The sequence below is a fragment of the Variovorax paradoxus EPS genome, from assembly GCF_000184745.1.
GTDB lineage: Bacteria > Pseudomonadota > Gammaproteobacteria > Burkholderiales > Burkholderiaceae_C > Variovorax > Variovorax paradoxus_C.
This window is the reverse complement of sequence record NC_014931.1, coordinates 3,813,845-3,839,614: the sequence shown is the minus strand read 5'-3', so window position 1 is coordinate 3,839,614 and position 25,770 is coordinate 3,813,845. Positions and strand designations below refer to the sequence as shown.

At 67.8% G+C, this 25,770-nt stretch carries 21 protein-coding genes; 9 read left to right on the top strand and 12 right to left on the bottom strand.

The window, feature by feature from the left end:
- Window positions 1-44 precede the first annotated feature (44 nt).
- Window positions 45-767, top strand: coding sequence for a Crp/Fnr family transcriptional regulator (locus tag VARPA_RS17750; protein WP_013541964.1), 723 nt, complete (start codon window positions 45-47; stop codon window positions 765-767).
- 6 nt (window positions 768-773) lie between these two features.
- On the opposite strand, the gene VARPA_RS17745 is transcribed toward VARPA_RS17750, so the two are convergent.
- Complete coding sequence (locus VARPA_RS17745; protein ID WP_013541963.1) at window positions 774-1,937, bottom strand: ABC transporter substrate-binding protein; 1,164 nt, start codon at window positions 1,935-1,937, stop codon at window positions 774-776.
- Between the two features lie 86 nt (window positions 1,938-2,023).
- Here VARPA_RS17745 and VARPA_RS17740 point away from each other — a divergent pair, with 86 nt between their 5' ends.
- The gene (locus tag VARPA_RS17740; RefSeq protein ID WP_080559394.1) at window positions 2,024-2,485 is read left to right on the top strand and encodes an energy transducer TonB; all 462 of its coding nucleotides are present in this window, start codon (window positions 2,024-2,026) and stop codon (window positions 2,483-2,485) included.
- A 9-nt stretch (window positions 2,486-2,494) separates the two neighbouring features.
- Here the strand turns inward: VARPA_RS17740 and trmB are convergent, their stop codons facing one another.
- The 4 genes from trmB to VARPA_RS17720 all read right to left on the bottom strand — a co-directional run bounded on the left by trmB (window position 2,495) and on the right by VARPA_RS17720 (window position 6,315).
- Window positions 2,495-3,259 (bottom strand): tRNA (guanosine(46)-N7)-methyltransferase TrmB, encoded by a 765-nt coding sequence (trmB, locus tag VARPA_RS17735; protein ID WP_013541961.1) that lies wholly within the window; start codon window positions 3,257-3,259, stop codon window positions 2,495-2,497.
- Complete coding sequence (gene gluQRS, locus VARPA_RS17730; protein WP_013541960.1) at window positions 3,259-4,170, bottom strand: tRNA glutamyl-Q(34) synthetase GluQRS; 912 nt, start codon at window positions 4,168-4,170, stop codon at window positions 3,259-3,261. The genes trmB and gluQRS overlap by 1 nt, the downstream gene beginning before the upstream one ends.
- A gap of 12 nt (window positions 4,171-4,182) precedes the next feature.
- Window positions 4,183-5,265, bottom strand: a complete 1,083-nt coding sequence (locus VARPA_RS17725) for an NAD(P)/FAD-dependent oxidoreductase (RefSeq protein ID WP_013541959.1) — start codon at window positions 5,263-5,265, stop codon at window positions 4,183-4,185.
- 96 nt (window positions 5,266-5,361) lie between these two features.
- Window positions 5,362-6,315: a LysR family transcriptional regulator gene (locus VARPA_RS17720; protein ID WP_013541958.1), complete on the bottom strand. Its 954-nt coding sequence runs from the start codon at window positions 6,313-6,315 to the stop codon at window positions 5,362-5,364.
- A 165-nt stretch (window positions 6,316-6,480) separates the two neighbouring features.
- On the opposite strand from VARPA_RS17720, the gene VARPA_RS17715 reads away from it, so the two are divergent.
- The 5 genes from VARPA_RS17715 (at window position 6,481) to VARPA_RS17695 (ending at window position 9,779) form a co-directional block, all read left to right on the top strand.
- Window positions 6,481-7,182 (top strand): pirin family protein, encoded by a 702-nt coding sequence (locus VARPA_RS17715; RefSeq protein WP_013541957.1) that lies wholly within the window; start codon window positions 6,481-6,483, stop codon window positions 7,180-7,182.
- 30 nt (window positions 7,183-7,212) lie between these two features.
- On the top strand, window positions 7,213-7,680 hold the full coding sequence (locus VARPA_RS17710; protein WP_268741612.1) for a DoxX family protein: 468 nt from the start codon (window positions 7,213-7,215) through the stop codon (window positions 7,678-7,680).
- Window positions 7,681-7,716: 36 nt separating this feature from the next.
- Window positions 7,717-8,268 (top strand): flavodoxin family protein, encoded by a 552-nt coding sequence (locus VARPA_RS17705; protein ID WP_013541955.1) that lies wholly within the window; start codon window positions 7,717-7,719, stop codon window positions 8,266-8,268.
- A 26-nt stretch (window positions 8,269-8,294) separates the two neighbouring features.
- Complete coding sequence (locus VARPA_RS17700) at window positions 8,295-9,227, top strand: pirin family protein (RefSeq protein WP_013541954.1); 933 nt, start codon at window positions 8,295-8,297, stop codon at window positions 9,225-9,227.
- Window positions 9,228-9,362: 135 nt separating this feature from the next.
- Window positions 9,363-9,779, top strand: a complete 417-nt coding sequence (locus tag VARPA_RS17695; protein ID WP_013541953.1) for a hypothetical protein — start codon at window positions 9,363-9,365, stop codon at window positions 9,777-9,779.
- A gap of 73 nt (window positions 9,780-9,852) precedes the next feature.
- Here VARPA_RS17695 and VARPA_RS17690 read toward each other — a convergent pair whose 3' ends face one another.
- From VARPA_RS17690 to VARPA_RS17670, 5 genes are all read right to left on the bottom strand, one after another.
- A complete protein-coding gene (locus tag VARPA_RS17690; protein ID WP_013541952.1) occupies window positions 9,853-11,421 on the bottom strand; it encodes a tripartite tricarboxylate transporter permease in 1,569 nt (522 codons plus the stop codon).
- Between the two features lie 4 nt (window positions 11,422-11,425).
- Window positions 11,426-11,947 (bottom strand): tripartite tricarboxylate transporter TctB family protein, encoded by a 522-nt coding sequence (locus VARPA_RS17685; protein WP_013541951.1) that lies wholly within the window; start codon window positions 11,945-11,947, stop codon window positions 11,426-11,428.
- A 130-nt stretch (window positions 11,948-12,077) separates the two neighbouring features.
- On the bottom strand, window positions 12,078-13,610 hold the full coding sequence (locus tag VARPA_RS17680; RefSeq protein ID WP_013541950.1) for a sensor histidine kinase: 1,533 nt from the start codon (window positions 13,608-13,610) through the stop codon (window positions 12,078-12,080).
- The gene (locus VARPA_RS17675) at window positions 13,573-14,277 is read right to left on the bottom strand and encodes a response regulator (RefSeq protein WP_013541949.1); all 705 of its coding nucleotides are present in this window, start codon (window positions 14,275-14,277) and stop codon (window positions 13,573-13,575) included. Before VARPA_RS17675 ends, VARPA_RS17680 begins: the two co-directional genes overlap by 38 nt.
- Before the next feature lie 33 nt (window positions 14,278-14,310).
- On the bottom strand, window positions 14,311-15,102 hold the full coding sequence (locus tag VARPA_RS17670; RefSeq protein WP_013541948.1) for a sulfurtransferase: 792 nt from the start codon (window positions 15,100-15,102) through the stop codon (window positions 14,311-14,313).
- Window positions 15,103-15,226: 124 nt separating this feature from the next.
- Between VARPA_RS17670 and dnaE the strand changes: the two genes are divergently transcribed.
- Both dnaE and VARPA_RS17660 read left to right on the top strand, forming a co-directional pair.
- Window positions 15,227-18,745 (top strand): DNA polymerase III subunit alpha, encoded by a 3,519-nt coding sequence (dnaE, locus tag VARPA_RS17665; protein ID WP_013541947.1) that lies wholly within the window; start codon window positions 15,227-15,229, stop codon window positions 18,743-18,745.
- A gap of 95 nt (window positions 18,746-18,840) precedes the next feature.
- Window positions 18,841-19,233, top strand: coding sequence for a YgiW/YdeI family stress tolerance OB fold protein (locus VARPA_RS17660; RefSeq protein WP_013541946.1), 393 nt, complete (start codon window positions 18,841-18,843; stop codon window positions 19,231-19,233).
- Window positions 19,234-19,318: 85 nt separating this feature from the next.
- Here the strand turns inward: VARPA_RS17660 and VARPA_RS17655 are convergent, their stop codons facing one another.
- Both VARPA_RS17655 and VARPA_RS17650 read right to left on the bottom strand, forming a co-directional pair.
- On the bottom strand, window positions 19,319-24,496 hold the full coding sequence (locus VARPA_RS17655; protein ID WP_013541945.1) for an AAA domain-containing protein: 5,178 nt from the start codon (window positions 24,494-24,496) through the stop codon (window positions 19,319-19,321).
- Window positions 24,493-25,713 carry a SprT-like domain-containing protein gene (locus VARPA_RS17650; RefSeq protein ID WP_013541944.1) on the bottom strand — a complete coding sequence of 407 codons (1,221 nt, stop codon included), beginning with the start codon at window positions 25,711-25,713 and terminating at the stop codon, window positions 24,493-24,495. The genes VARPA_RS17655 and VARPA_RS17650 overlap by 4 nt, the downstream gene beginning before the upstream one ends.
- Window positions 25,714-25,770: the final 57 nt, after the last annotated feature.

The window sequence follows — 25,770 nt, the reverse complement described above, 5'->3', positions numbered from 1 at the left end:
GCTGCTGGTAAACCCCTGTGCTCACAGCCAACTAAGCCTTTCCGATGCCTCCTTCCTCCAAGCCGCGCCTCTCCGCCCCGCACCGTGCCGCGCTGGAGGCCAACCCGTGGTTCACCAGCATGCCGCGCGCGCAGCGCGACGCGCTGGTGGGCGCGGCCGAGCTCATCCATGTGCGGCGCGGGACCATGGTGTTCCGCCAGGGCGATCCGATCCATGCGGCGGGCGGTGGCTTCTACGGACTCGTGGCGGGCACGATCAAGATCTCGTCGCTGCGCCAGGACGGGCGCGAGGCCATCCTCGCGGTGCTGGAGCCGGGCAACTGGTTCGGCGAGATCACGCTCATCGACGGCTCGCCGCGCACGCACGACGCCACCGCGCTCGAAGCGCTCGACCTCCTGGTGGTGCCGCCCGAGGCCTTCGCGCGGCAGATGCGCGACGTGGTGTTCTCCAACGCCATCGGCGCGATGCTCGCGGCGCGGGTGCGCATGCTCTACGGCCTCGCGGAAGACGCCACCTTGCGCAGCCTGCGCGCGCGGGTGGCGCACCGGCTGCTGGTGCTCGCGCGCGGCGATGCGACGCAATCGGTGCACCTGCGGCACAGCCTGCAACTGCCGCAAGAGGCGCTCGCGATGATGCTCGGCGTGACGCGCCAGACGCTCTCGAAGGAACTCAATGCGCTGGCGGGCGAGGGCGTGATTGCGCTGGGCTACGGACGCATCGAGCTGCTGTCGCTCGATGCGCTGCAGCGGCTTGTCAGTACGGGCTGAGGCCGTTCAGCGCAGCACGCGCCCGTCGGCCGAGATGCTGATCAGGTCGATGCTGCGCACGTTGTCGCGCAGGCCCGGGCGCAGGTTGATGCGAAAGCCGCCGACGTCGTAGTCGGTCATCGCGGTCATCGTGCGCTGCAGGGTCGCGGTGTTGAAGCCGCGGCCCGCGCGGCGCACCGCCTCGCCCACGGCCTTGGCGGCGATGAAGCCTTCGAGCCCTTCGTACGACGCGGTCTGGTCGGAGTTGTCGACCGCCGCGAGGTACTCCTTGACGATCGGAATGGCCGAGGGCCGGGGCGAGGGAACCACCTGCGAGATCACGATGCCGCCGATGTCCTTGCCCAGCTCCGCGTAGAGCGGGTCGATGCCCACGATCGAGAAGGCCATGAAGTTGCCCGTGTAGCCGCTCTTGCGCAGCTTGCGGATGGCGCTGGCGGTGGTGCCCGAGAGCGACACCAGCACGATCGCCTGGGGCGATTGCTTCTGCACGTCTTTCAGCGCGGCATCGAGCTTGTCGCCGCCCGCAGGCACCAGCGCACTCGCGACCAGCGGCGTGAGCTTGAGTTCGGCGATGGCCTGTTGCACGGCGGCCAGGCCGGCACGGCCCATGGCGTCGTCGTCGCCCACGAGCGCCACGCGCGTCTGCCCCACGGTGGCGCACTGGCGCACGATCTTGAGAGCCTCGTCGATCATGCCGGGCCGCACGTGGAACACATTGGGGTGATCGGCGCTGCGCAGGTTGTCGGAGGCCGCGAACGGCGCAAAGAGCAGGCTGCCCTGTTGCGTGGCGACGTTCGCGCCGGCCTCGCTGCTGGCGGTGCCGACGAAGCCGAAGAGCAGGTCGGCCTTCTGGGCGCCGAGCAGGGTGCGTGCGTTGGCGGTGGCGCGCGCCGCGTCGTAGCCGTCGTCGAGTTGCACCAGCTTCAGCTGCAGCCCGGTGGTGGCGTTGCGCGTGTTGAAGTCGCTCACCGCGAGCCGGCTGCCCGCCGCGAAGGCGCTGCCGATTTCGGAGGCGCCGCCCGTCAATGGCACCGATTGCCCGAGCAGCACGACGCGCGCTGCGCCGGCCGTGCGCGTCTGCGCCGAGACCCCGTGGGTCATGCCGATACCGCCTCCCAGCAGCAGCGCGCCATACGCCTTGCCCAGCCATTCCCTGCGTGACGTGTTCATTTGGACACCCTTTTGCTTACAGTTAGTAAAAAAGTGTAGCAATATCGAGGCCAAGGCGATAGGCGGGGCTGCTACAGAATTCCCTTATGAAACTTGCTTTTCTCTGGGGTGGTGTGGGGTTGTGCATGGCACTCGCGGGATGCACCGTGCCGCCGCGCGACGTGGTCGAAATCGCGCAGCCCGTTCCGGCACCGTCGCCGGACGCCGCGCCGGAGCCGCCGCCCGTGGTCATCAGTGCGCCGCCGACCGCAGCCACGCGGCCCCAGGCGCCCGCCATCGAGAAGGATCCGGTGATCCGCCAGCGGCGCCTGCCCGACTATCCGACCGCGCTGGCGAACGAGGGCGTGGAGGGCCAGGTGATCGCCGTCTTCTACGTGGGTGAAGCAGGCGTGCCCGAAGACGTGCGCATCGAACGCTCGCCGCATCCGCTGCTGTCGAAGGCGGTGACCGATGCGCTCAAGGGATGGCGCTTCGATCCGGCACGATCGGCGGACGGCCGCCCGGTGCGCACCCGGATGCGGCTGCCGTTCCGCTTCCAGGCCGAGTAGCTGAGGGCTTCAAGCGCGTTCGAACACCAGGTCCCACACGCCGTGGCCCAGCTTGATGCCGCGGTTCTCGAACTTGGTGAGCGGCCGGTATTCCGGCTTCGGCGCATAGGCTTCGGCCGTGTTGCGCAGGAGCGGCTCGGCCGACAGCACTTCGAGCATCTGCTCGGCGTAGGGCTGCCAGTCGGTGGCGCAATGGATGTAGCCGCCGGGGCGCAGGTGCTGCGCGAGCTTGGTCACGAATTCGGGCTGGATCAGCCGGCGCTTGTTGTGGCGCTTCTTGTGCCATGGGTCGGGAAAGAACACATGCACGCCGGCCAGCGTGCCGGGCTGCAGCATGTGGTCGAGCACGTCGACCGCGTCGTGCGCGCAGATGCGGATGTTCGAGATCGACTGCTCGCCGATGCGCTTGAGCAGGGCGCCGACGCCGGGCTCGTGCACCTCGCAGCAGAAGAAATTGGTCTCGGGCCGCACCGTGGCGATGTGCGCGGTGGCCTCGCCCATGCCGAAGCCGATCTCCAGCACCGTGGGCGCAGCGCGGCCGCCAAAGGCTGCCGTCAGGTCGAGCGGCTCGGGCGTGTAGGGAATGAGGAACAGCGGGCCCAGCTCGGAGAAGGCCCGGGCCTGGCCGTCGGTCGTGCGGCCGGCGCGCTTCACGAAGCTCTTGAGGCGGCGGTGCAGCGGGTGTGGCTTGCTGTTGTCGTTGTCGCCGGCACTGTCGTCTGTGCTGTCGTCGCTGGGCGGAAGGTCGTGGGGCACGGTGTCGGGAAAGGTCATTACGGCCGCGAATTGTAGAGAGCGCGCCATTCGGGCACCCAGCCGGCCAACGCAGCCGCACAGGATGTGGCTGTCGCGGGACCGAGGCCGAGCACGCGCGCGGCCGTGCCGAGCGCGGCCAATGCCGCTTCGGGTGTGGCGGTGTCGATGGGCGTTGCGCCGTTCTGCTTGGACAGCTTGTCGCCATCGGCGCCGCGCACCAGCGGCGTGTGCAGATAGCTCGGGGTCGGCAGGCCGAGCGCGCGCTGCAGCAGGATCTGGCGCGCGGTGTTGTCGGCCAGGTCCTCGCCGCGCACCACGTCGGTCACGCCTTGCTCCGCGTCGTCGACAACCACGGCGAGTTGATAGGCCCAGGGGCCATCGGCGCGGCGCAGCACGAAGTCGCCGACCTCGCGGCTGACGTCCTGGCGCTGCGTGCCCAGGCGCCGGTCGCTCCAGCGCAGTTCGCCCGGCTGTGTCGATACGAACTTTTCAGTGGCAAAGCGCCAGGCCCGCGCGGGCTTGCCGTGCAGGCCGTCGCGGCAGGTGCCGGGGTACACGCGCTCGCCATGCCGTTCGTGCCGCTGGCCGAGCCGGGCGAGCGCGGTGTCGATGTCCTTGCGCGAACAGCCGCAGGGGTAGGCAAGGCCGAGGGCCTGCAACCGCTGCAGCGCCGCCTCGTAGAGCGCCGTGCGCTGCGTCTGCCACACGGGCGTTTCGTCGGGCAGCAGATGGCAATCGGCGAGCTGCCGCAGCATGTGCTCGCCCATGCCGGGCAGGCAGCGCTCGGTATCGGCGTCTTCGATGCGGATCAGCCAGCGCGCCTCTGCGCCGCGCGCACGCACGTCGAGCCAGCTTGCGAGTGCGGCCACCAGCGAGCCGGCGTGCAGCGGCCCGGTGGGCGAGGGCGCGAAACGGCCGGTCTCACGCATCCCGCGAATCGATCAGATCACCGCAAGTGCCAGCGAAAGGCCCGAGAGGAACGCGTCTTCCACCCGGTGCCCCGTGCACCAGTCACCGGCCACGCCGATGCGGGCCTTGGCGTCCCAGAGGTGGGTCTTGCCAACTGGCACCTGCGTCTGCGCTTCGGTCCAGCAGCGCGTCTGCGCATGCGAGGGCACGGCGTGGATGCCGGTGATCTCGGCAAAGGCGCGCAAGAGCTTGGCTTCGACGCGCGGCGCGTCGTCGCGCAGATGTTCCTGCGACCAGGTGGCGCTGGCCTGCAGCGTCCAGCGTTCGATGCGTTCGCGGCCGGGCTTGGACGATTCGCGCGCGAGCCATGCCACGCGGTGGTGGGTGCTTCGCGCCGCATTCCACTGCGGGCCGAGGTGCGACATGTTGGCCTGGTTGGCCTGGGGGAACGCGATCATCAGCGTCCAGCAGGGGGCGATGCGCACCGGCTCGATCTTCTGGCTGATGGCCGCGGAGAGCTTGCCGTCGCCCAGCAGCGCGCGGGTGCGCGAGGGCGGCACGGCGAGCAGCACGGCGTCGAAGCCCGAGTACACATGCTGCGAATCGTCTTCGCCCGCGGTGCGCAGTTGCCAGCGCTTGGGGTCGAGCGCATCGGGCTCGATCTGCGTGACCTGCGTGTTCGTGATGAGGTTGCTGCCCAGCGGCGCAGCCCAGTAGGCCACCAGCGCGTCCATGCCGGGCTGCGCGACCCAGTGCGACTCGCGGCCCGGCAGTGCCGCTTCGGCCACGCGGCCGTGGGCGTCGAGCACGCGCACGAGGTTGGCGCTCCAGGGGCGGCAGAGGCTGGGCGTGGCTTCGAGCGCCAGCGCAAAGCGCGGATCGCGCACGGTGAAGTACTGCGCGCCGCTGTCGAAGCGGCCGAAGGTCGTGTCGATGCTTGCCATGCGGCCACCGGGTGCGGCTTCGCGTTCGAACAGCGTGACCTTGTGGCCCGCCTGCACCAGCGTGCGTGCAGCGGCTACCCCGGCGATGCCCGCGCCGACGACGGCGTAGTGGCGGGGGGTGGAAGGTGTTCGGTGGCGGTCGGCTTGCTTTGCAGTTGCACGAGTGGTCATGGCGGACTCTTTTCTTTTGACAGGGAGACGATGAATGTGTCCGCACTCTACCTCGGTCTGCGAGGGCGGCAGGAGGACTGACCCTTAGGTGTTTCCTCAGCGTCCCCGATGCCGCTCGAGCAGCGCGCGCCGCGTGGCCTCGTGCTCGAACTGCGCGAGCCACCATTCGAGCGCACGCCCCGGCCCGCCCGCGCTGCGCACGCGCCATGCGCAATGCATGGTGCCCAGCGGCGGCGTGCGTTCGGTCTTGCGCTCGATGAGGTGGCCCGCCTCGATGTACGGCCGCGCCATCGGCTCGGGCAGGAAGCCGCCGCCCAGCCCATGTAGTTGTGCGGCCAGCTTGAACTGCATGCTCGGCACGGTGAGCACGTCCTGCCCGCCGACAAGATTCACCGTCATGCTCGGCCCGCTGCGCACCGAGTCGGCGGCCGCGACCGCGCGATATTGGCGCAGCACCTCATCGGTCAGCGGTTCGGGCAGGCGCGCGAGCGGGTGGTGCGGTGCCACCGCGTACACGAAGCACAGTTCGCCGATGGGCCGGCTGCGGATGCCGGTGGCCGTGAAGGCGAGGCTCGCGGCATCGAGCACGGCACCGATGGCGAGGTCGGCCTCGCCGCTGGTCAGCGCCTCGATGGTGCCCAGCAGCGTCTCGTCGCGCAGCTTGAGCCGCGTGGGCGGCTCGAGCGCGAAGAAGGCGGTGGCCAGGTCGAGCAGCGGATCGCGCGCGATGACGCTGTCGACCGCGATGGTCAGCATCGGCTCCCAGCCCGTGGCCACGCGCTTCACGCGATTGGCCACCGCGTCGATCTCGTTCAAGAGGCGCGCCGATTCGCGCAGCAGCTCGGCGCCGGCCTCGGTGATGCGTGCCTGGCGCGCGCTGCGGTCGAACAGCAGCACGTCGAGCGCGTCCTCGATCTGCCGAACCCGGTAGCTCAACGCACTCGGCACGAGGTTGAGCGCGCGCGCCGCGCCGGCAAAGCTGCCGGTGTTGGCCACGGTCTGCAGCATGGCAAGCGCGTCGGGGGTCAGTACGTCTCTGGCGCTGGGCATGGTGGCTCCATCGATTGATCAAAAAATTTGAATGATGCCATCAAAACCCGGCGCTTTTCACTCGGGGGTGCGGGCCTAAAGTTCTTCACATCCGCTGCGCATCCGGCGCGGCATACGAAGAAGGCCAGAACATCCCCACGGGGAACGGCCAAAAGGAGTCTGACGATGTTGCAAGTCCGTAAATCACAGGAACGCGGTTATGCCGACCATGGCTGGCTGCGCTCGTTCCACAGCTTTTCCTTCGCCGGCTACTACGACCCGGCCCACATGGGCTTCGGCAACCTGCGGGTGATCAACGAAGACCGCGTGGCGGCGGGCGCCGGCTTCGGCACCCACGGCCACAAGGACATGGAAATCATCAGCTATGTGCTCTCGGGCGAACTGGCCCACAAGGACAGCATGGGGAACATCGAATCCATTCCGCCGGGCGACGTCCAGCGCATGAGCGCCGGCCGCGGCGTGATGCACAGCGAGTTCAACCACAAGAAGGACGAGACCACGCACTTCCTGCAGATCTGGATCGAGCCCAACGTGCGCGGGATTGCCCCGGGCTACGAGCAGAAGCAGTTCAGCGATGCCGAGAAGCGCGGCAAGCTGCGCCTGGTCGCATCGCCCGATGGCAGCGAAGGTTCGGTGAAGGTGAATGCCGATGCGCGTCTCTTCGCCGGACTGCTCGACGGTGAAGAAAAAGCCAGCCTGGCGCTCGACCCGGCGCGCAAGAGCTACGTGCACCTGGTGCGCGGCGAACTCGAAGTGAACGGCCAGAAGCTCGTGGGCGGCGACGCCGCGATGCTCGAAGGCGAATCGCAATTGACGCTGGGCGCCGGCAAGGACGCTGAAGTGCTGGTGTTCGACCTGACCGCTTGATCCACCGCCGGGCGCCTGTCGCCCGGCTTTTTGTTTTCCCCTGTCCCGTTTCTATTTCAACAACCGAGGAGTTTTTCAATCATGGCAACCACCACCACCCCCAACGCTGCCCAGGACACCCTGGCGCTGATCGGCCGCATCCTGATCGCATACCTGTTCATCCCCGCTGGCATCGGCAAGCTCATGGGCTTCGCGGGCACCGTGGGCTACATCAACTCGGTGGGCTTGCCATTGCCGGAAGTGGCCGCCGTGATCGCCATCGTGGTCGAACTCGGCCTCGGCATTGCGCTGCTGCTGGGCTTCAAGACCCGCTGGACCGCCATTGCAATGGCGATCTTCACCGTGGCCACCGCGCTGTTCTTCCACAAGTACTGGGCAGTGCCCGATGCGATGAAGATGATGCAGCAGATCAACTTCAACAAGAACATCGCGATCGCCGGCGGCCTGCTCGCTTTCGCCGCTTTTGGCCCCGGTCGTTTCAGTATCGACAAGCGCTGATCCACCCCTGAACCCAAACACAAGGAGCACCCGAACATGGCAAACATCGTTGTCGTCTTCCATTCCGGCTACGGCCACACCCAACGGATCGCGCAAGCCGTGGCCGAATCGGCCGGCGCGCAATTGCTCGCCATCGACGCCGACGGCAACCTGCCCGAAGGCGGCTGGGAAACGTTGGCCGCCGCCGACGCCATCGTCTTCGGCTCGCCGACCTACATGGGCGGCGTGAGCTGGCAGTTCAAGAAATTCGCCGATGCGTCGTCGAAGGTCTGGTACACGCAGGGCTGGAAAGACAAGCTCTTCGCCGGCTTCACCAACAGCGCCACCATGAACGGCGACAAGGTCACGACCATGGCGTACCTGTGGACGCTCGCGATGCAGCACAGCGGCATCTGGGTCAGCATGGGCATCCTGCCGACCAACAACAAGGCCGCCACGCGCGAGTCGATGAACTACGTGGGCGGCTACGGCGGCCTGCTGACGCAATCGCCATCGGACGCGAGCCCGGCGGAGATGTTCAAGGGCGACTTCGACACCGCCCGCGCATTCGGCGAGCGCATTGCGGCAGTGGCAAGATCGCGCGGATAAAACCCAGCCACCCACGGAGCCTCACGATGACCGATACCAACGCCCAGACTCAGTTGCCCCAACTGCTTCAACCGCACGACAAGGACCTGGGCGGTGGCTTCAACGTGAGGCGCCTCCTGCCCGCCGCGCAGCGCCGCTCGGTCGGGCCCTTCGTGTTCTTCGACCATTTCGGACCGGCCACCGAGAAGCCCGGCACCGAGCACGACGTGCGGCCGCATCCGCACATCGGCCTCGCGACGGTCACCTATCTTTTCGAGGGCGCGATGATGCATCGCGACAGCCTCGGCAGCGTGCAGGAAATCCTGCCCGGCGCAATCAACTGGATGACCTCGGGGCGCGGCATCGTGCACTCCGAACGCAAGCCCGAGCGCCTGAAGGCCGACACCTACGTGAACCACGGGCTGCAGCTCTGGGCCGCGTTGCCCCAAGCGCATGAAGAGGTCGAGCCGAGCTTCGAGCACACGGCGGCCAGCGCCATCCCCGAAGTGGTGGAGCAGGGCGCCCAAGTGCGCGTGCTGGTGGGCGAGGCCTTCGGCCAACGCTCGCCGGTGAAGACATTGGTGCAGACGGTCTACCTCGACATCGCTTTGCCTGCGGGTGGCCGCTTCGAGTTGCCTGCGCTGGCGCCCGAGCTGGCCATCTACGCCGTCGATGCCGACGCGCGCGTCAACGGCGAGGCGATCCCCACGCACACGATGGCGGTGCTGCCCGATGGGCAGGGCGCGGTGCTGACGTCCGATGTTGCCGTGCGACTGATGGTGATCGGCGGCGCGCCGCTCGACGGTCCGCGCTACATCACCTGGAATTTCGTTTCGAGCCGGCGCGAGCGCATTCTCGAAGCGGGTGCTGATTGGGCTGCGCAGCGCATGGGCCACGTGCCCGGCGAGACCGAATTCATTCCGCTGCCGGGCAAGCCCTTTGGTGTGCGCGAGCCGGATACGGGCACTACGCCTGTTTGATCTCTGTTCGTTCTTTGTCCAGGGCGTGATCGCCGCCCCGAACTCACCTTCACACACGGGTAGTAAGCTGCGCCCCGCAAACGGCGATCGAGGGGATCGCCGTCCCAACGACATCCCAGAAAGGGAGCAAGGCACATGGCAGTTTTCCGAACCCCCGAGGTTGCACCGGGCGAATACGGCGATCTTTTCGAGTTCCTCATGAAGGAGCTCAATCTCTTCAAGCGGCAGTTGGTGATCATGCTCAAGCATGTGCAGACCGGCGAGTCGATGGTCTTCGAGGAAGCCTGGTACGACTACCACCTGAAGGACCGGCTCACCCACCTGCTCAAGACCGACGACTACGCTGCAGTCGCAGCGCTGCCGATCAACAGGAAGGGCCAGACGGGCATCTACATCGAGACCCGCTACGTGAAGAGCGGCAAGCTCGTCGGCCTGCAACTCGTGGAAGCCCGGCCGCACGAAGGTGGGCGCTATGTGGGCCTCACGCCGGCTGTGGTGTTCACCGAAGCCGACGGCGAACGCATGTTGCCGTTCGCGCAGAAGCTCAAATAAAAGCTGGAAGTTCGAACGAAAAAAGGGCCCGACTGATCGGGCCCTTTTGCTTTGGGTGATTGCCTCGCGCGGCTTACTTGCCGCCGAGCGAGATGGCCTCGGCAGGCGGTGCGCCATCGGGCGCCTTCGGCAGTTCGATCACTGCCTTGCGCCCCGCGCGACCGCGCCATGCCGAGAAGCCCACACCGGCCAGCAGCAGCACGCACAGCCCGATGAAGGTGCCGCTGATCGGCCGCGTCACGAACACCGACATGTCGCCGCGCGAGAGCAGCAGCGCGCGGCGGAAGTTCTCTTCCACCATCGGCCCGAGCACGAAGCCCAGCAAGATCGGCGCGACCGAGAACTCCAGCGTCATCAGCACGGCGCCGACGATGCCGAAGACCAGCACTTCCCAGATCTGGAAGAGGCTGTTCTGCGTGCTGTACACGCCCGTCGCAATGAAGAACATCGCGGCAGGGAACAGGTACTTGTAGGGCACCTTCAGGAGCTTGACCCACACGCCGATCATCGGCACGTTCAGGATCACCAGGATCACGTTGCCGATCCAGAAGGAGGCGATCAGGCCCCAGAAGATGTCCGGATGCTCGGTGATGAGCTGCGGGCCGGGCTGGATGCCCTGGATCAGCAGCGCGCCGAGGATCAACGCCATCACCGCGTCGCCTGGAATGCCCAGGCTCATCGTCGGGATGAAGTCGACCTGCGTCTTCGAGTGCGCCGAGGCCTCGGGGCCGGCCACGCCTTCGATCATGCCGGTGCCGAACTTGTCGGGCGTCTTCGACACCTTGCGCTCCAGCGCGTAGGCGATGAAGGTGGTGATGGTCGGGCCGGTGCCGGGCATGGCGCCGAACACGGTGCCGACGATGGTGCCGCGGATCATCGCGGGGAAGGCGCGCTTCAATTCTTCCTTGCTCGGGCGCATGTCGCTCAGCTTGAGCGTGCCGGTGTCGCCGATGGCCTTCATGCGGTTCACGTTGAGCAGGAAGTCGGCCACGCCGAAGAGGCCCATCGAGATGGCCACCAGTTCGAGGCCATCGCTCAGCTCGGGCAGGCCGAAGGCAAAGCGGAAGCTGCCGCTGTTCACGTCGGTGCCGACCACGCCGCACAGGAGACCGAAGATCGTCATCGCCACGCCCTTGAGTGGCGAGCCGCGCGACATGGTCGAGCCTGCGAGCAGGCCCAGCAGCATGATCGAGAAGATCTCGGTCGGGCCGAACTTGAACGCGATCTGCACCAGGAGCGGCGAGGCGAAGATCATCACGATGATGCCGACCGATGCCGCGAAGAACGAGGCGATCATCGTCACCCCGAGCGCGACGCCGCCCTTGCCCTGCTTGGTCATCGGATACCCGTCGAGACAGGTCACCGCGTGCGGCGGGTGCGAGGGCATGTTCATCAAAATGGCGCCGATGGCGCCGCCGTACTGCGAGCCGTAGAAGATGCCCGCCAGCATCAGGATCGCGGGCACCGGGTGCATCGCGTAGGTGAGCGGCAGCAGGATCGAGATGGCCTGCAGCGCGCCCATGCCCGGCAGCACGCCGATGAGGTTGCCCACCAGCACGCCGAAGAACGACCACAGGAGATTGGAGCCCTGGAACGCGACACCGAAGCCGAACCAGAGATCGTGGAGCGATTGACCGATCATGATTTCAGCCTCCCCACTGGAACAACGGCAGCTGCAGCTTCAGCGCCCACCAGAACACCACCACCGCGATGAAGCACATCGCGAGCGCCAGCAGCAGCGCCTCGGTCAGCGTGTTGTCGCGATCGCCGAGCGCCGAGATGAACACGATGGCGAAGGTCGCCGGCAGCAGGCCGCCGTATTCGCCCAGCAGCAGGAACGACAGGATGCCCACGATGATGCAGATGCCGCCGCGCAGGTCGGGCATGCCGCCCGGATGGCCGTGCGAAGCGGCCTCTTCGCCGCTCGAGGGCTTGTCGCCGCGCGCGGACAGGGCAATGAGCAGGCCGGTCAGCGCGAGCAGGCCGCCGAGCGCCACCGGGAAGAAGCCCGGTCCCATGTGCGCCAGCTCGCCGACGCGGTAACCGACACCGGCATAGACGGCCGCGAGGCCGATGACCACGAGCAACGCGCCGCCATAGTAATCCTTCTTGAATTTGGGGGCGGGCCGAAGCGCGTGCGAGGCCGGATCTTCACCGTGCGGGTGCATTGAGTCTCCTTCGATTTGGAAGGAGCGCAGTCTAGGAATCGAGGCTTTCAATCGCCTTTCGACGAGGGCTTCGGAGGGCTCGCGAAGCTCAAAATACGTGTAATTGCTTACAGCGCTACCCGCGAAAACCCTAGGAGGAACCGGCCGCGAGCGGCAGCTTCAGGATCGCGCGGAGGCCGCCGCCGTTGGCGCTCTCAGGCATGTCGGCACTGTCGAGTTCGATCTCGCCGCCGTTGCGCCGCGCATAGCTGCGCGCGATGGTGAGACCGAGGCCCGCGCCCTTTGTGGCAGCGTCGGTGGACGGGTCGCGATGGAAGCGCTCGAACACGCTGTTGCGCCGCTCGGGCGCGATGCCCGGGCCGCTGTCGCACACCTCGGCCAGCGCATGCGAGGCCTCGCGCCGCACGGTCACCGTGATGTTGCCGCCACGCGGCGTGTACTTGATGGCGTTGTGCACAAGGTTCGCGAGCACCTCGTGCAACTCGGCGCCGTTGGCCTTCACGGGCAAGGGCGGCGGTTCGTCTTCGCCTTCCGGTTCGCCGCGCGCATCGACCCAGCCCAGGTCCTGGTCGTGCTCGCGTGCGAGCGGCAGGTACTGCAGCACCACGGCGCGCGCGATGTCGCTGAGGTCGACCACCGCGGGCTCGGCGCCTGCGACCTCCTCTTCGGTCGTTGCATGCGCGAGTGCCAGCAGTTGCTCGCTCAGGCGCCGCGTGCGCGCGAGTTGCGCGACGATCGCGTGCAGCGATTCGCGCATGCGCGCCGGATCGGTCTCGCGCACCGCGTAGCCGGCCTGGATCGACAGGATGCTCAGCGGCGTGCGCAGCTGGTGCGAGGCATCGGCCAGAAACTGCGACTGCTCCGCCACCATGCGCCGGTGGTCCGCGATGTGGTGGTTGACCGCGTCCACAAGCGGCACCACCTCCTGGGGCACGCCGCTCGCGTCGAGCGGCTTCAGGTCGTCGCGCGGGCGTTCGCGCAGGGACCGGCGAAGGCGCTCCAGCGGCCGCAGCGTCCAGGCCACGCCGAGCCACACCAGCACGGCCATCACCAGCACCATGCGCGCGTCGCGCAGCAGTTCCTGCCTGAGCGAATCGTTCTGGGCCTGCAGGCGCGGACCAGTGCCTTCGGCGGCCTGGATCAGCACGCTGTACGCGGCGGCCCCCGATCGGGTGTTGTCGTAGACCGTCTGGCGCAGTGCGGCCACGCGCACCGGGTGCTGCTCGTGCACCGCGTCGTAGAACACCGGCGTGCCGTCGGCCGGCGTCTGTGCGGGGCGGGGCAGGCCGGGCACGCCCATGAGCGTTTCTTCGGGCGCATTGGGGTCGAGCGTCCCGCCCTTGGGAATGCGCTGCACGCCGACATGCAGGTACTTGTAGCGCAGGTGCGTGGACTCGAACATCGCCTGCACCGAGAAGGCCTCCTGCACCCGCACGCTGCCGTCGCTCGCGACCACGATGCCGTTGGCCAGCGCCTGCACCGGTTCGAGCAGGCTCTGGTCGTAGGCGACCACCAGCGAATCGGTGAGCGTGCGGTAGTCGTTCCAGCTGTCCAGCGCCAGCAGCGCGACGATGCCTGGCAGCAGCAGCGCGAGCAGGCGCGCGCGGATGCCGAAGCGCTGCGGTTCAGACCGCGGTGGGCGGGGCGGAGCCTGCGGGTCCATCGGCAATGCCCTCGAGCATGTAGCCCAGCCCGCGCACGGTGACGATCCGCACGTCGCTGTCCGCGAGCTTGCGGCGCAGGCGGTGCAGCACCACCTCGATGGCGTCGGGGCCGGCGGTGCTGTCGTTGGTGAACACCTTGGCGAAGAGCTGCGACTTGCCGACCGGCGCGCCGCTGCGCATCAGGAGCGCGGTGAGCGCGGCCTGCTCCCGCGGCGTGAGCGACAGCAGCGTGCCGCGCAGCGTGAAGGCGTGGCTCTCGCTGTCGTACGAGAGCGAGGCGCACTGCAGTCGTGGATGCTGCTTGCCGCGGCTGCGCCGCACCAGCGCCGCGAGGCGCGCCTCGAGCTCGACCAGCTCGAAGGGCTTGGTGAGGAAATCGTCGGCGCCGAGGTTCAGGCCGCGCACCCGGTCCTGCAGCGCGCCCTGCGCGGTGAGGATGAGCACGGGCGTGCGGTCGTCGGCATCGCGCATGTCGGCCAGCACGCTCAGGCCGTGCTTGTCGGGCAGGCGCAGATCCAGCACGATGGCATCGTATTCGGTGCCGGCCATGAAGGCTTCGGCGGTGCGCGCATCGGGTGCGTGGTCTGCCACGAAGCCGCTCTGGGTCAACGCCCGGATGAGCCACGAGGCCATGTCCAGTTCGTCTTCCACCAGGAGGATGCGCATGAGGGATTGCCGGTGAGTGCCGCTTGGTGCCGGTTATTTCTTCAGGCCGCGGCCCAGGTCGATGTCTTCCGACGCACGCGCGCTGGCATCGGCCGCGCGTGCGCTCAGGTCGGGCGCCAATGCGCGCCGGCCGTCGAACACGAAGCAATCGCCGTGGTAGTGCGCGCCGCCGACTTCCTCGAAGTATTTGAGGATGCCGCCTTCGAGCTGCAGCACGTGCTCCACACCTTCTTCGCGCATCAGGATCGCGGCCTTCTCGCAGCGGATGCCGCCGGTGCAGAAACTCACCACGGTCTTGCCTTCGAAATCGGCGCGATGCGCTTTGAGCGCGGGCGGGAATTCGGTGAACTTGGTGATGCGCCAGTCGATTGCGCCGTCGAAGGTGCCTTCGTCGACTTCGAAGTCGTTGCGCGTGTCGAGCAATGCGATCTCGCGGCCTTCGTCGTCGTGGCCCTGGTCGAGCCAGCGCTTGAGGGTGAGGGCGTCGACGCCGGGCGCGCGGCCGGCGGCCGGCTGGATGGCGGGATGGTCCATGCGGATGATCTCGCGCTTGAGCTTCACCAGCATGCGCCGGAATGGCTGCGTTTCGGACCAGCTTTCCTTGGTCTCCAGGTCGGCGAAGCGGGCATCGGCGCGCAGGTCGGCAAGGAAGGTGTGGATGGCGTCGGCAGTGCCCGCCAGAAACAGGTTGATACCTTCGGGCGCCAGCAGGATGGTGCCCATGAGGCCCAGCGCCTGGGTGCGGGCGCGCAGGTCTTCACGCAGCTCGGGGCTGTCGTGGATGGCCACGAATTTGTAGGCCGCGATGTTCAGGATCTCTTGCACGGGGCGCGATTCTAGGTGGCGCCGCCGGGCCGGATGCGGGCCGCCGCGGTCTTTCCCTTGCCGGCGGGGCGATTTAGGGATTGCCAACCCACATCGTGAAGGTGCCGGTTTCTACAATGGCGGGATGTTTGTTCACCTGCGCCTGCACACCGAATTTTCCGTCGTCGACGGCACCAACCGGATCGACGAAGTCATCAAGGCCGCCGCTGCCGACAAGCAGCCCGCATTGGCCATCACCGACCTGAACAACCTGTTCGGGGCGGTCAAGTTCTACAAGCAGGGGCGGGGCAAGGGCGTCAAGCCCGTCATCGGCGCTGAAATCTTCATCGAGGGGCTGGGCAAGGAGCCCGGCGTTCTCACCCGCCTCGTGCTGCTGGTGCAGAACATGGAGGGCTACCTGAGCCTGTCCGAACTGCTGGCACGCGCCTGGACGCAGAACGTGGGCCGCGGCCAGTCGCAGGCGGCCTGCAAGCTCGAATGGCTCGAAGAGCTTTCGGGTGGGCTGATCGCGCTGTCCGGCGCGCAGGCGGGGCCGTTGGGCGTGCCGCTGCTGCAGGGCCAGGGCGAGCGCGCGGCCGAGCTGGCGCTGAAGCTGGCGGGCATGTTCCCGCACCGCTTCTACATCGAACTGCAGCGCGCGGGCCGTCCCGAAGACGAGCCGCATGTCATCGCCGCCGTGAAGCTCGCGGCCCGGCTGAAGCTGCCGGTGGTCGCCACGCACCCGGTGCAGTTCGCTGAACGGCAGGACTACGAAGCGCACGAGGCGCGCGTCTGCATTTCCGAAGGCGAAATCCTCGGCAACCCGCGCCGCGTGCGCAAGTTCACCGAAGAGCAGTACTTCAAGTCGACCGCCGAGATGCAGGCGCTGTTCGCCGACGTGCCGAGTGCGCTGGCCAACACGGTGGAAATCGCCAAGCGCTGCAACCTGACGCTGGTGCTCGGCAAGCCGCAACTGCCCGACTTCCCCACGCCCTTCGTCAGCGAAGGCGTGCGCATGCCGATCGACGACTTCTTCCGGCAAGAGTCGTTCGAAGGGCTGGAGGTGCGCCTCGCGCATCTCTACCCCGACGCAGCCAAGCGCGATGCCGAGCGGCCGCGCTATGTGGAGCGCCTGGAGTTCGAGATCAACACGATCCTGAACATGGGCTTCCCCGGCTACTTCCTGATCGTGGGCGACTTCATCAAGTGGGCCAAGGAAAACGGCTGCCCCGTGGGCCCGGGCCGGGGCTCGGGTGCGGGCTCGCTCGTGGCCTATGCGCTGAAGATCACCGACCTCGACCCGCTCGAATACAAGCTGCTGTTCGAACGTTTCCTGAACCCCGAACGCGTCTCGATGCCCGACTTCGACATCGACTTCTGCCAGGGCAACCGCGACCGCGTGATCGACTACGTGAAGGACAAGTACGGCCGCAATGCCGTGAGCCAGATCGCCACCTTCGGCACGATGGCCGCGCGCGCCGCCATCCGCGACGTGGGCCGCGTGCTGGACATGAGCTACATGTTCTGCGACGGCATCAGCAAGCTGATTCCGAACAAGCCGGGCATGTCTGTCACGCTGCAGTACCCGCCCGAGAAAAAGATCGAGGGCGACAAGAACAACTACGCCATCGAGATGGAGCCGCAGCTCGCGCAGCGCATCGAGAAGGAAGAAGAAGTGCGCATGCTGGTGGAGCTCGCGCAGAAGCTCGAAGGCATGACCCGCAACATCGGCATGCACGCCGGCGGCGTGCTCATTGCGCCGGGCAAGCTCACCGATTTCTGCCCGCTCTACCAGCAGCCGGGCAGCGACTCGGCCGTGAGCCAGTACGACAAGGACGACGTCGAAGCCATCGGCCTCGTGAAGTTCGACTTCTTGGGCCTGGCCACGCTCACCATCCTGGAGATCGCCAAGGACTTCATCGTCGCGCGCCACAAGGGCCAGGAGAACTTCGCGTTCGAGAACATTCCGCTGAAGGACGCGGCCACCTACCGGCTCTTCTCCGAAGGCAAGACGGAAGCGGTGTTCCAGTTCGAATCGCGCGGCATGCAGGGCATGCTGAAGGACGCGCGGCCCACGCGCCTGGAAGACCTGATCGCGCTGAACGCGCTGTACCGTCCGGGTCCGATGGACCTGATTCCCAGCTTCGTGGCGCGCAAGCACGGCCGCGAAGAGGTCGAGTACCCGCATCCGGCCGTGGCCGAGATGCTCTCGGAGACCTACGGGATCATGGTCTACCAGGAGCAGGTGATGCAGACCGCGCAGATCCTGGGCGGCTACTCGCTCGGCGGCGCCGACTTGCTGCGCCGCGCGATGGGCAAGAAGAAGCTCGAGGAGATGGCCGAGCACCGCGAGAAATTCCGCGCGGGCGCCCTCGCCACGCACGGCATCCCGCAGGACAAGGCCGACGAAATCTTCGACTTGATGGAGAAGTTCGCGGGCTACGGCTTCAACAAGTCCCACGCCGCCGCGTACTCGCTGCTCGCGTATCACACGGGCTGGCTCAAGGTCCACTACACGGCCGAATTCTTCTGCGCCAACATGACCGTGGAAATGGACGACACGGACAAGCTCAAGCTCCTGTTCGAAGACGCCCAGAAGAACTTCGGCATCACCTTCGAGCCGCCGGACGTGAACCGCGGCAACTACCGCTTCGAGCCGGTCACCGACAAGGTGATCCGCTACGGCCTCGGCGCCGTCAAGGGCACGGGCCAGCTCGCGGTCGAGGCGGTGGTGCGGGCGCGCGAAGAGGGCGGGCCGTTCAAGAGCCTGTTCGATTTCTGCGTGCGCATCGACCGCCAGCGCATCAACAAGCGCACGGTCGAGGCGCTCATCAAGGCTGGCGCGTTCGATGCGATCCAGCAGAACCGCGCAGCGTTGATCGCCTCGGTGGACCGCGCCTTCGAATTCGCCAGCGCGACGGCCGCCAATGCCGCGCAGGTCGACATCTTCGGGGATGCGGAGCACGGCTCGGCCACGGCCGAACCTGATCTGGTCGATGCCACACCGTGGGGCGTGAAGGAGCGGCTGACGCTCGAAAAAACCGCCATTGGCTTCTACCTCTCGGGCCACCTGTTCGACGAGGTCTCGCACGAGGTGCGGCGCTTCTGCAAGCGCGAGATTGGCGACCTGCTCGACAGCCGCGACCAGCAGGTCATCGCGGGCATCGTGAGCGACTTCCGCGTGATCAACGGCCAGCGCGGGCGGCTCGCGATCTTCAAGCTCGACGACAAGTCGGAGTCCATCGACGCGACGGCCGACGAGGCGCTCATCAACGCCAACCGCAACACGCTGAAGGACGACGAGCTCGTCATCGTGAGCGGCCGGCTGCAACCCGCGCGCGGCGGTTTCGAGGCGCGCTTCCAGGTGCAGCAGGTGTGGGACCTCGCCACGGCGCGCTGCCGCTTCGGCAAGTTCCTGCGCGTGGCGGTGAACGGCAAGGCGCCGGACATCGCGCGGCTGGTGAAGGACTTTCCGCCGCGCACCGAGCAGACGGAAGTCGGTGACCTGGTGCAGGGCCTGCCGGTGCGCCTGTCGATGGCGCGCGGCGGCGCACAGGTCGAATTGCAGCTGGGCGAGCGCGCCAAGTTCTTCCCGACCGATGCCGCGCTCGCGAGCTGGACGGCGCAGGCGGAGGCGGGCAAGGCGCTGATCGTCTACGAGTGAATGGCCCCTGGGTTTCGAGGGTCGTGGAACATTTGGGCGCCTCTGGCGTCCATCTGTTTCTTCACAACCAAGCCGTTCAAGGAGGAACGATTGCCATGACCCAGATTGAGACCAAGACCACGAAGAGCACCCAGACCCTGAAGACCGCCGCGCTCGCGCTCGGCATGTCGCTGGCGATGTCCACCGCCTTCGCCCAGTACGCCGGCCCGAGCACCGTGCCGACGATGACGGTCAAGCAACTGCTGGACACCGGCAAGGACGACCAGCACGCCACGCTGCGCGGCTTCATCGTCTCGCACGATGGCGGCGAGCACTACACCTTCGCCGACGACAGCGGCCGCATGAAGGTGGAGATCGATGCCAAGCATTTCCCGGCCGGCGTGAAGATCGACGACAAGGTGCGCGTCGAGATCACGGGCGAGTTCGACAAGGACCTCGTCGGCAACAAGGCCGAGCTGGACGTCAAGCGGCTGAGCCTGGTGCGCTGATCTCCGGCGGCGGCTCCGGCCGGGGGAATCGATAACCCCCGTTCACACTGAGCTTGTCGAAGTGCTGCGCAGGGCTTCGACAGGCTCAGCCCGAACGGCCGGTTCGCAAGGCTGACTCGATCTGCTCGAGCACGGCCTCCGGCGCATGCAGCCAGTCCTTGGCGAGCACCTGCACCACCTGCCATCCGAACGCATCGAGCACGCGCGGGCGCGAGACATAGCGCTCGAGCACGTTGCGGTTCTCGTAGTGCGTCGCGGTGTCCACGAGGATGCCCAGCGCGTAGTGCCCGGCCTCCGGCGCCCGCAGCGCGAGGTCGCAGCGAAAGCGTGACTGTCCCACCTGTTCGTCGACCGCATGGCCGCGCGCACGCAGCGCGGCCGCAAGCTGCGCCGTCACCTCGTCCGCACGGGCATGCTGCGCACCGCTCGTCCGCGTGAGCGGGTTCATGCTTTCGAGCACGCGCCGCGCGGTCGCCGAATCGCCGCGCGACAGACACTCCGCATACCGCAAAAACTGCTTGAGCGCCGCGGCGCCTTCGTTGTGGTCGTTGGTGATCGCCTCGTGGCGAATCGTCGAGACCACCGCCATGTGATGCCGCGCGCGGCTGAAGATCACGTTGAGCCGCTTCTCGCCGCCGCGCTGGTTGATCGGGCCGAAGTTCATCAGCATGCGGCCCTCGGGGTTCGGGCCGTAGCAGATGCTCAGGATGATGATGTCGCGCTCGTCGCCCTGCACGTTCTCCAGGTTCTTGATGAAGAGGCCGCAGAACTGGTCGTCTTCCTCGCGCACGTACTCGGCTTCCAGCCGCGCGGCGAAGTCGGTGTCGATGGCGCCCAGCGCGTCGAGTTCGGCCTCGATCTCGGTCTGCTGCGCTTCGGAGAACGCGACGATGCCCAGGCTGCGCCCGGTCTCGCGTTTCAGCAGCTCGCGCACCAACTGTGCGATGTGGCGCGCCTCGCCGTCGTTGATGCGGTTCTCGTACACCGCATCGGTCACGCGGTGGAAGCTGATGGCGCGAGAGAGCAGGGTGTCTACATTCGCGGCGACTGATTCTTCGGTCGGCGCGCGCGACTGCACGAGGATCTCGTCGCGCGCGTCCGAAGGCAGGCTCCGGTCCGGAATGGTGAAGAGGTTGCCCGCATAGAAGGCCGCGTTCGAAAAGCCGATGAGCGACTCGTAGCGGCTGCGGTAGTGCCAGGCGAGCAGCGTGGCCGGCAGGTTGCGCGCGCCCTGGTTCAGCAGGCTGTCGGCGTCGAGCACCACGGCGATGCGGTCGCCTTCGTCCTCGACCGAGACGGTGTCGTCCTCGGGGTCGCGGCCCGAGGAGAAGAAGCTCGTCGGCGGCAGCTGCATCTCGTCGCCCACCACGATGATCTGCGGCGCGCGGTAGAGCGCGGGCACGGCTTCTTCCACCGGGATCTGGCTCGCCTCGTCGAAGATCACCACGTCGAAGAGGTCGGCGGCGAGCGGCAGCGTGTCGGACACCGAGAGCGGGCTCATGAGCCAGATCGGCTTCATGTCGCGCACCACTTGCCCGGTCTCGCCCGAGGCGAGTTCGCGGATCGCCTTGTAGCGCATGGTCTTGCCGAACTCGTGTTCGAGCTCGCGCCGGCCCGCGTTGTAGCTCTTCTTGAAGAGCTTGCCGCCAGCGTCGAGCTGGCTCGCGGGGAGGGCGCTGGTGCGCACGTGCTCCCGAAAGCGCTGGCGCACCGCGGCGGCGAGCGTGCGGGCGTTGCGGTCGAGCAGCTTGCGCTCTCCCTCGGCCAGGCGCTGCGCATGGCGCGCGAGCGCGGCGCTGTCGAAGCGCGGCAGCCAGCGCTCGGTGCGGTAGACGCGCTCCAGGCCTTCGCGCGCGACGGCGTATTCGATGGCGTCGGGTGCGAGCGGCAGCGTGCGCAGGGCCTTGGCCAGGGCCGGGTCGGCATCGGCCAGTTCCTGCAGGTGCGGCAGCACGGTCGGCAGGGTGTCGGCCTGTTCGCGCAGCGTGCGGGCGAGTGCTTCGAGGGAGCCCAGCGGTTGCGCGGCCGGGTCGTCGAGCAGGTCGTGCCACAGGGCATCGAGCGCGTCGGTGCGCTCGCCGAGGGCGGCCAGCCGTTCGACGTTGCGGCTCGCGCCGGGCTCGGTGCGCAAGTGCTTGTGGAAGGCTGCACGCACGCCGCTGCCGTTGGCATCGCCACGGCGCAGGGCATCGAGCTGCTGCACGAAGTCGTCGGGGTCGCTGCAACCGTAGGTGGCCTCGATCTGCGCGGCCTGCTTGCCGACCGCCGCGCGGGCCGTGTGCTCGGCCAGCAGTTCTTCCAACACCTGGCTCGGTTGCGGACGCACCGCATGCTTGGCGAAGTCGTAGCGGCGCTTGAGTTCGCCCGACAGCCGCCACCACGAGGGCTGGAGCCAGCGCAGCAGCGAACCCTGCTGCGCCTTGGCCTGGGCGAGGCCGGCTTCGGTGTCGCCTGGCGAGAACTTGTCCTTCCAATGGCTGGTGCGTGCCGCGGCTTCGTTCAGGACTTGCTGCAACGCGCGGCGCTGCGCCATCGCTTCGCCGAACGCGAGGCTCGCCGGGTGCGCAGTGTCGAGCAGCGAGAGATGCCCGCGCGCCGCGAGCGCAGCCACGCGGCGAGCATCGGCCACCACGGCCAGCGCGTCGCCCCAGAGCGTGGGCGCATCGCCCAGCGGCGGCCAGGCGTCGGTCAATGCATCGCGGTGCGGGCCGGTCTGCTCCGCCGCGCGATCACTGAGGTCGACCAGTCGTGCAAGCGGCCGCTCCTGCCGCAGCAACACGGGCGCGAGTTGCGCGAACGCATGCGCCGACAGATACGGCACGCCCAGGCTTTCGGTGACCGCGAGGTGCAAGCGCGCAACCAGGTCCTCATGTTTGCGCCAGGCAGCGAAAGCGGGCAGGGCCTCGGCCTGCAACGGTGTCAAAGCGGGATCGTGCGGCTTGAGCGCGATCAGCCGCGCCATCAGCGTGCGCACCGCCACGGCCAGGTGCTCGGGCACATCGCGCATCGCGGCATCGAAGCGTTCGAGCGCCTTGAGGTCGGCATCCATCGTGTCGACGAGCTGCGTGCGCTCGCGGGTCTCCGCATCCAGTTCCTCGGGCGCCGCGAGCCAGTGCTCGTAGGTCTTCTTGAGGTTCTGCACGAAGGCCTTCTTGTCGCCCTGCGAGTCGTGGATCATGCAGCACAGCTCGTCCAGTCCCTGCTGCCGCAACCGGTGGAACACCACGTCGATGGCGGCGCGTTTCTCGCAGACGAACAGCACCCGTTGCCCGCGCCCCACGTAGTCGGCGATGAGGTTGGTGATGGTCTGCGACTTCCCCGTGCCGGGCGGCCCCTGGATGATGTAGCTGGTGCCGGTGCGCGCGAGCGCCACGGCGGCGGTCTGCGTGGCATCGGCTTGCACCACGGGCCACTGGTCGGCGAGCGGTAGCGCGGCGGGCGTTTCGGCATCGACCTGGCGCGGCTGCAGCGAGAACACGCGGTCGAAGGCGTCGCTCGCGATTTCCGATTCGCTCAGTGCCGAGTAGTCGCGCACCAGCGACATCTTGCGGTGGTTGAAGTTGCCGAGCGTCACTGAGGTGAGGTCGACATCCCATTGGTACGGATTGCCGGTGCTCTCGTGCAACGAATACGTCTGCTGCTCGGTCTGTGCGGCGGTCGATGCCATCTGCGGCGCGCGCGGCAAGGGCCGTGCGCCGACCGCATCGCGCAGGGTCAGCGGAACCGGCCGCACCTTGCTGTGAAAGAGCTGCAGGCCGAGCGGGCGGAAGTCGTCCTTCGCATAGCTGAAGTCCTGCGCCGCCACCGGCTGCGCGCCGGGGTTGCGCACGCGGGTGCGCCGCTTGAACTGCTCGAGCCGTTGGCGGGCGCGCTGGTGGATCAGCTCGATCTCAGGCTGCTTCACCAGCCGCAGTTGCACGCCGGGTTCGGTCGCGGCGATCTGCGCGGCCAGTTGGGCGTGGAACTGCTCGATGGTGGTCTCGCGCAGGTCGATGCTCTCGGGCAGCACGATGCCGTAGAGCTGGCGCAGGTGGTGTCTGAGCGTCGGGTTCACCTGCGCTTCGCTCGAAGCAGCTTCGAGCAGGTACTGGTCCTTCACGCCCTTCTTGCGCGTGAGCTCGACCGACAGCATGAGGAGCGGCGAGGCGATGCGCTCGGCCCGCTCGGCTTCCCCTTCCTTCAGGTTGTGCCAGCGCAGGAACGCGATGACCAGCGAGAGCTGCGAGAAGCCGTACTCGGAGCGGTCGCGCCGCGCCTCCTGCAGGATGCGGTCGAGCGCGCCCGGCAGGTAGGGCTGGTCTTCGAAGCGCAGCCAGCGCGCGAGCGGCACGGGGTCGCAGGTGGCGATGTCGCTCGCGAAGCGGCCGTCCCACACGCAGAGCTGGTCGACGCGGATGTTCTTGATGTCGACCACCAGCGGCACGCTCGCCACCGTGAGGTTCACATGCGTCTGGCTCGGCTTGAAGTGCAGCAGGCGGTTGCGGCGCGAGAGATCGAACAAGCGATCGCGCAGGTGCACGCGGATCGCCTGGCGGCGCTGGCCTGCACCGTCTTTCGCGGGTGCGATGCGGTCGAGGCCCAGGTCCAGCGGCTGGTCGCGGTAGGTCTCGAGCCGGCTAATCACCGAGGGCAGGTCGCGCGCGCGTTCGTGGCGATCGAGCGCGGTCATCTCGCCGATCACCGCGCCCACCACCGGATGCAGCCGGCGGTTGAGCGCGAAGAGGTTGGCGCGGTTCGCGACGAAGCGGCCGAGTTCCTCGCTGTCGGTGAAGTCGAGGCCGCACGAAAGGCTGGCGAGCACTTGGCCGAGGCAGAGGATGTCGGTCAGCGCGTCGTGATGTGCGAATCGCAATTCCCACGCGGTGTAGCCGGGCAGGTAGACGGGGCGCGTCGGCAGCGCGTCGGGCGCGGCGTCGGCCATGAGCGCGAGGTTCTCGACCGAGACGCCTTCGTCGGCATCGAGCGTCATGCGGTGTTCGCCGACCACGCGCAGCACCGAGGCGGCGGGCGCTTCGAGCGGTGCGATGGCTGCGCGGTTCTGGCGCGGCTCGGCGCCTTCGGGCTGAGCGAGGACAAGCGCGGGCGTGTCGTTGACGCGGTAAGCGAAGGCGCTGCCGAGCGCGGCGACCTTGCCTTGCTCGTGCAATGCGGAGACTTCGCGCAGCAGCGGCAGCACGAGGCTCAGCACGTCGTCGGTCTGCAGGCCGCCGTGGGTGTCGGCGGTGTCCAGCAGTTGCAGCAGGGGAGCGATGGCGGCGTTCATGCGGATGCGCTTTGCAGATGTTGTGCGGCTGCCTTTTCAAGCAAGGTGACCGCATCGCGCTTCACGCGGGTGAGGCTGCGTTTGGGAAAGCGCATGTCCTTCACCACGCGCTCTTCGAGCTGCGCGGCGCAACCCATCGCTTCGGCGAGGCCGAGTGCGGCGGCGAGCGTGATGTCATCGAGGTCGGGGTCGGCTGCGACGAAATCGACCAGCACGCTCGCGAGGTAGTCGTGCACGCCGGCCGGCACCGGGGCGGGTGGTGGCAAGGGCGCCGAGGGCGGCGCGAAGTTCGGAAAGAAGCGGCGCGCATGGGCCAGCAGCGAATCGGACTGAAGGAAGGGCCGCTGCAGCAACTGAGCGATGGTTTCCCGCGTCAGCGCATCGGCGCGCTGCTGCCCGAGCAGGTCGAGCGTGGCGATGTCCAGCGGGCCTTCGAGCGCGCCGGCCAGCCATTCGTCGGCCTCGGGCTGGCGCTCGGTCCACAGCCGCAGTGCCCGCGCCCGCACGAACACCTCGGGGTGGCTGGTGCCGCGGGTCTGGAGTTCGGGCGCGGCGCAGATCTCGTCGGCCTGCCGCAGGTAGCTCGCGGCGTTCACCTGGTTCAGTCCCGTCTGCACCTTGACCAGCGCGGTCACCGCGGGCTCGAGCGCCTCGCAGGCAATGCAGGCGCCGCGGTCGGCAAAGGCCTCGGTGTAGAGGCCGTAGCGGCGCGCCGCGTGCAGGTGGCTCGCGTCGGCGCGCGAATCGGCGGCCGCGGCCTGCAGGATGCGGTCGACCACGTGGTACTTGCCGCCCTCGCGCTCCCACAGCAGGTAGTGCGCCAGTTCATGACCGAGCACGGCCTGCAGCTCGGCGCCCTGCAGTCGCTCCATGAGCGGACCCGAGAGCACGATGTGCGCCTCGCCGGGCAGGAAGTAGAGCGTGGCATTCATCGTGCCGTCGCCCGCCTGGTAGAGCGCGACGCGCGCCGTGATGCCCAGGCGCTGCACCGCCGCGTTGCAATGCGCATGCAGCTCGGGGTGGGCATCGGCATCGAGCCGGTACGAATTGCGCAGCAGGTCGGCGCGCACCGCCGCGGCGTGCTCCTCGCGCGCCTCGGCGGAGGCGGCCCAGCGCCAGACTTCGGGCTCGTTCGCCTGCAAGTGGGCGGCCAGGGCCTGCTGGTAGGGGAGCGGGGTCAGGTCTTCGAGGCGAACGGCAGGAGGGAAATCGACCATGTCAGGAGCGCCGGCAATGAGGTGCCGACGATCCTAAACGAGCGAGGTGAACCAGCG

What these genes read in the sequence shown, in the direction of transcription:
- VARPA_RS17725 (WP_013541959.1), bottom strand. Translation starts at nt 5,265, where the DNA reads ATGACCACTCGTGCAACTGCAAAGCAAGCCGACCGCCACCGAACACCT.
- VARPA_RS17750 (WP_013541964.1), top strand. Translation starts at nt 45, where the DNA reads ATGCCTCCTTCCTCCAAGCCGCGCCTCTCCGCCCCGCACCGTGCCGCG.
- VARPA_RS17655 (WP_013541945.1), bottom strand. Translation starts at nt 24,496, where the DNA reads ATGAACGCCGCCATCGCTCCCCTGCTGCAACTGCTGGACACCGCCGAC.
- VARPA_RS17660 (WP_013541946.1), top strand. Translation starts at nt 18,841, where the DNA reads ATGACCCAGATTGAGACCAAGACCACGAAGAGCACCCAGACCCTGAAG.
- VARPA_RS17700 (WP_013541954.1), top strand. Translation starts at nt 8,295, where the DNA reads ATGACCGATACCAACGCCCAGACTCAGTTGCCCCAACTGCTTCAACCG.
- VARPA_RS17715 (WP_013541957.1), top strand. Translation starts at nt 6,481, where the DNA reads ATGTTGCAAGTCCGTAAATCACAGGAACGCGGTTATGCCGACCATGGC.
- trmB (WP_013541961.1), bottom strand. Translation starts at nt 3,259, where the DNA reads ATGACCTTTCCCGACACCGTGCCCCACGACCTTCCGCCCAGCGACGAC.
- gluQRS (WP_013541960.1), bottom strand. Translation starts at nt 4,170, where the DNA reads ATGCGTGAGACCGGCCGTTTCGCGCCCTCGCCCACCGGGCCGCTGCAC.
- VARPA_RS17695 (WP_013541953.1), top strand. Translation starts at nt 9,363, where the DNA reads ATGGCAGTTTTCCGAACCCCCGAGGTTGCACCGGGCGAATACGGCGAT.
- VARPA_RS17650 (WP_013541944.1), bottom strand. Translation starts at nt 25,713, where the DNA reads ATGGTCGATTTCCCTCCTGCCGTTCGCCTCGAAGACCTGACCCCGCTC.
- VARPA_RS17690 (WP_013541952.1), bottom strand. Translation starts at nt 11,421, where the DNA reads ATGATCGGTCAATCGCTCCACGATCTCTGGTTCGGCTTCGGTGTCGCG.
- VARPA_RS17680 (WP_013541950.1), bottom strand. Translation starts at nt 13,610, where the DNA reads ATGGACCCGCAGGCTCCGCCCCGCCCACCGCGGTCTGAACCGCAGCGC.
- VARPA_RS17685 (WP_013541951.1), bottom strand. Translation starts at nt 11,947, where the DNA reads ATGCACCCGCACGGTGAAGATCCGGCCTCGCACGCGCTTCGGCCCGCC.
- VARPA_RS17705 (WP_013541955.1), top strand. Translation starts at nt 7,717, where the DNA reads ATGGCAAACATCGTTGTCGTCTTCCATTCCGGCTACGGCCACACCCAA.
- dnaE (WP_013541947.1), top strand. Translation starts at nt 15,227, where the DNA reads ATGTTTGTTCACCTGCGCCTGCACACCGAATTTTCCGTCGTCGACGGC.
- VARPA_RS17745 (WP_013541963.1), bottom strand. Translation starts at nt 1,937, where the DNA reads ATGAACACGTCACGCAGGGAATGGCTGGGCAAGGCGTATGGCGCGCTG.
- VARPA_RS17740 (WP_080559394.1), top strand. Translation starts at nt 2,024, where the DNA reads ATGAAACTTGCTTTTCTCTGGGGTGGTGTGGGGTTGTGCATGGCACTC.
- VARPA_RS17720 (WP_013541958.1), bottom strand. Translation starts at nt 6,315, where the DNA reads ATGCCCAGCGCCAGAGACGTACTGACCCCCGACGCGCTTGCCATGCTG.
- VARPA_RS17675 (WP_013541949.1), bottom strand. Translation starts at nt 14,277, where the DNA reads ATGCGCATCCTCCTGGTGGAAGACGAACTGGACATGGCCTCGTGGCTC.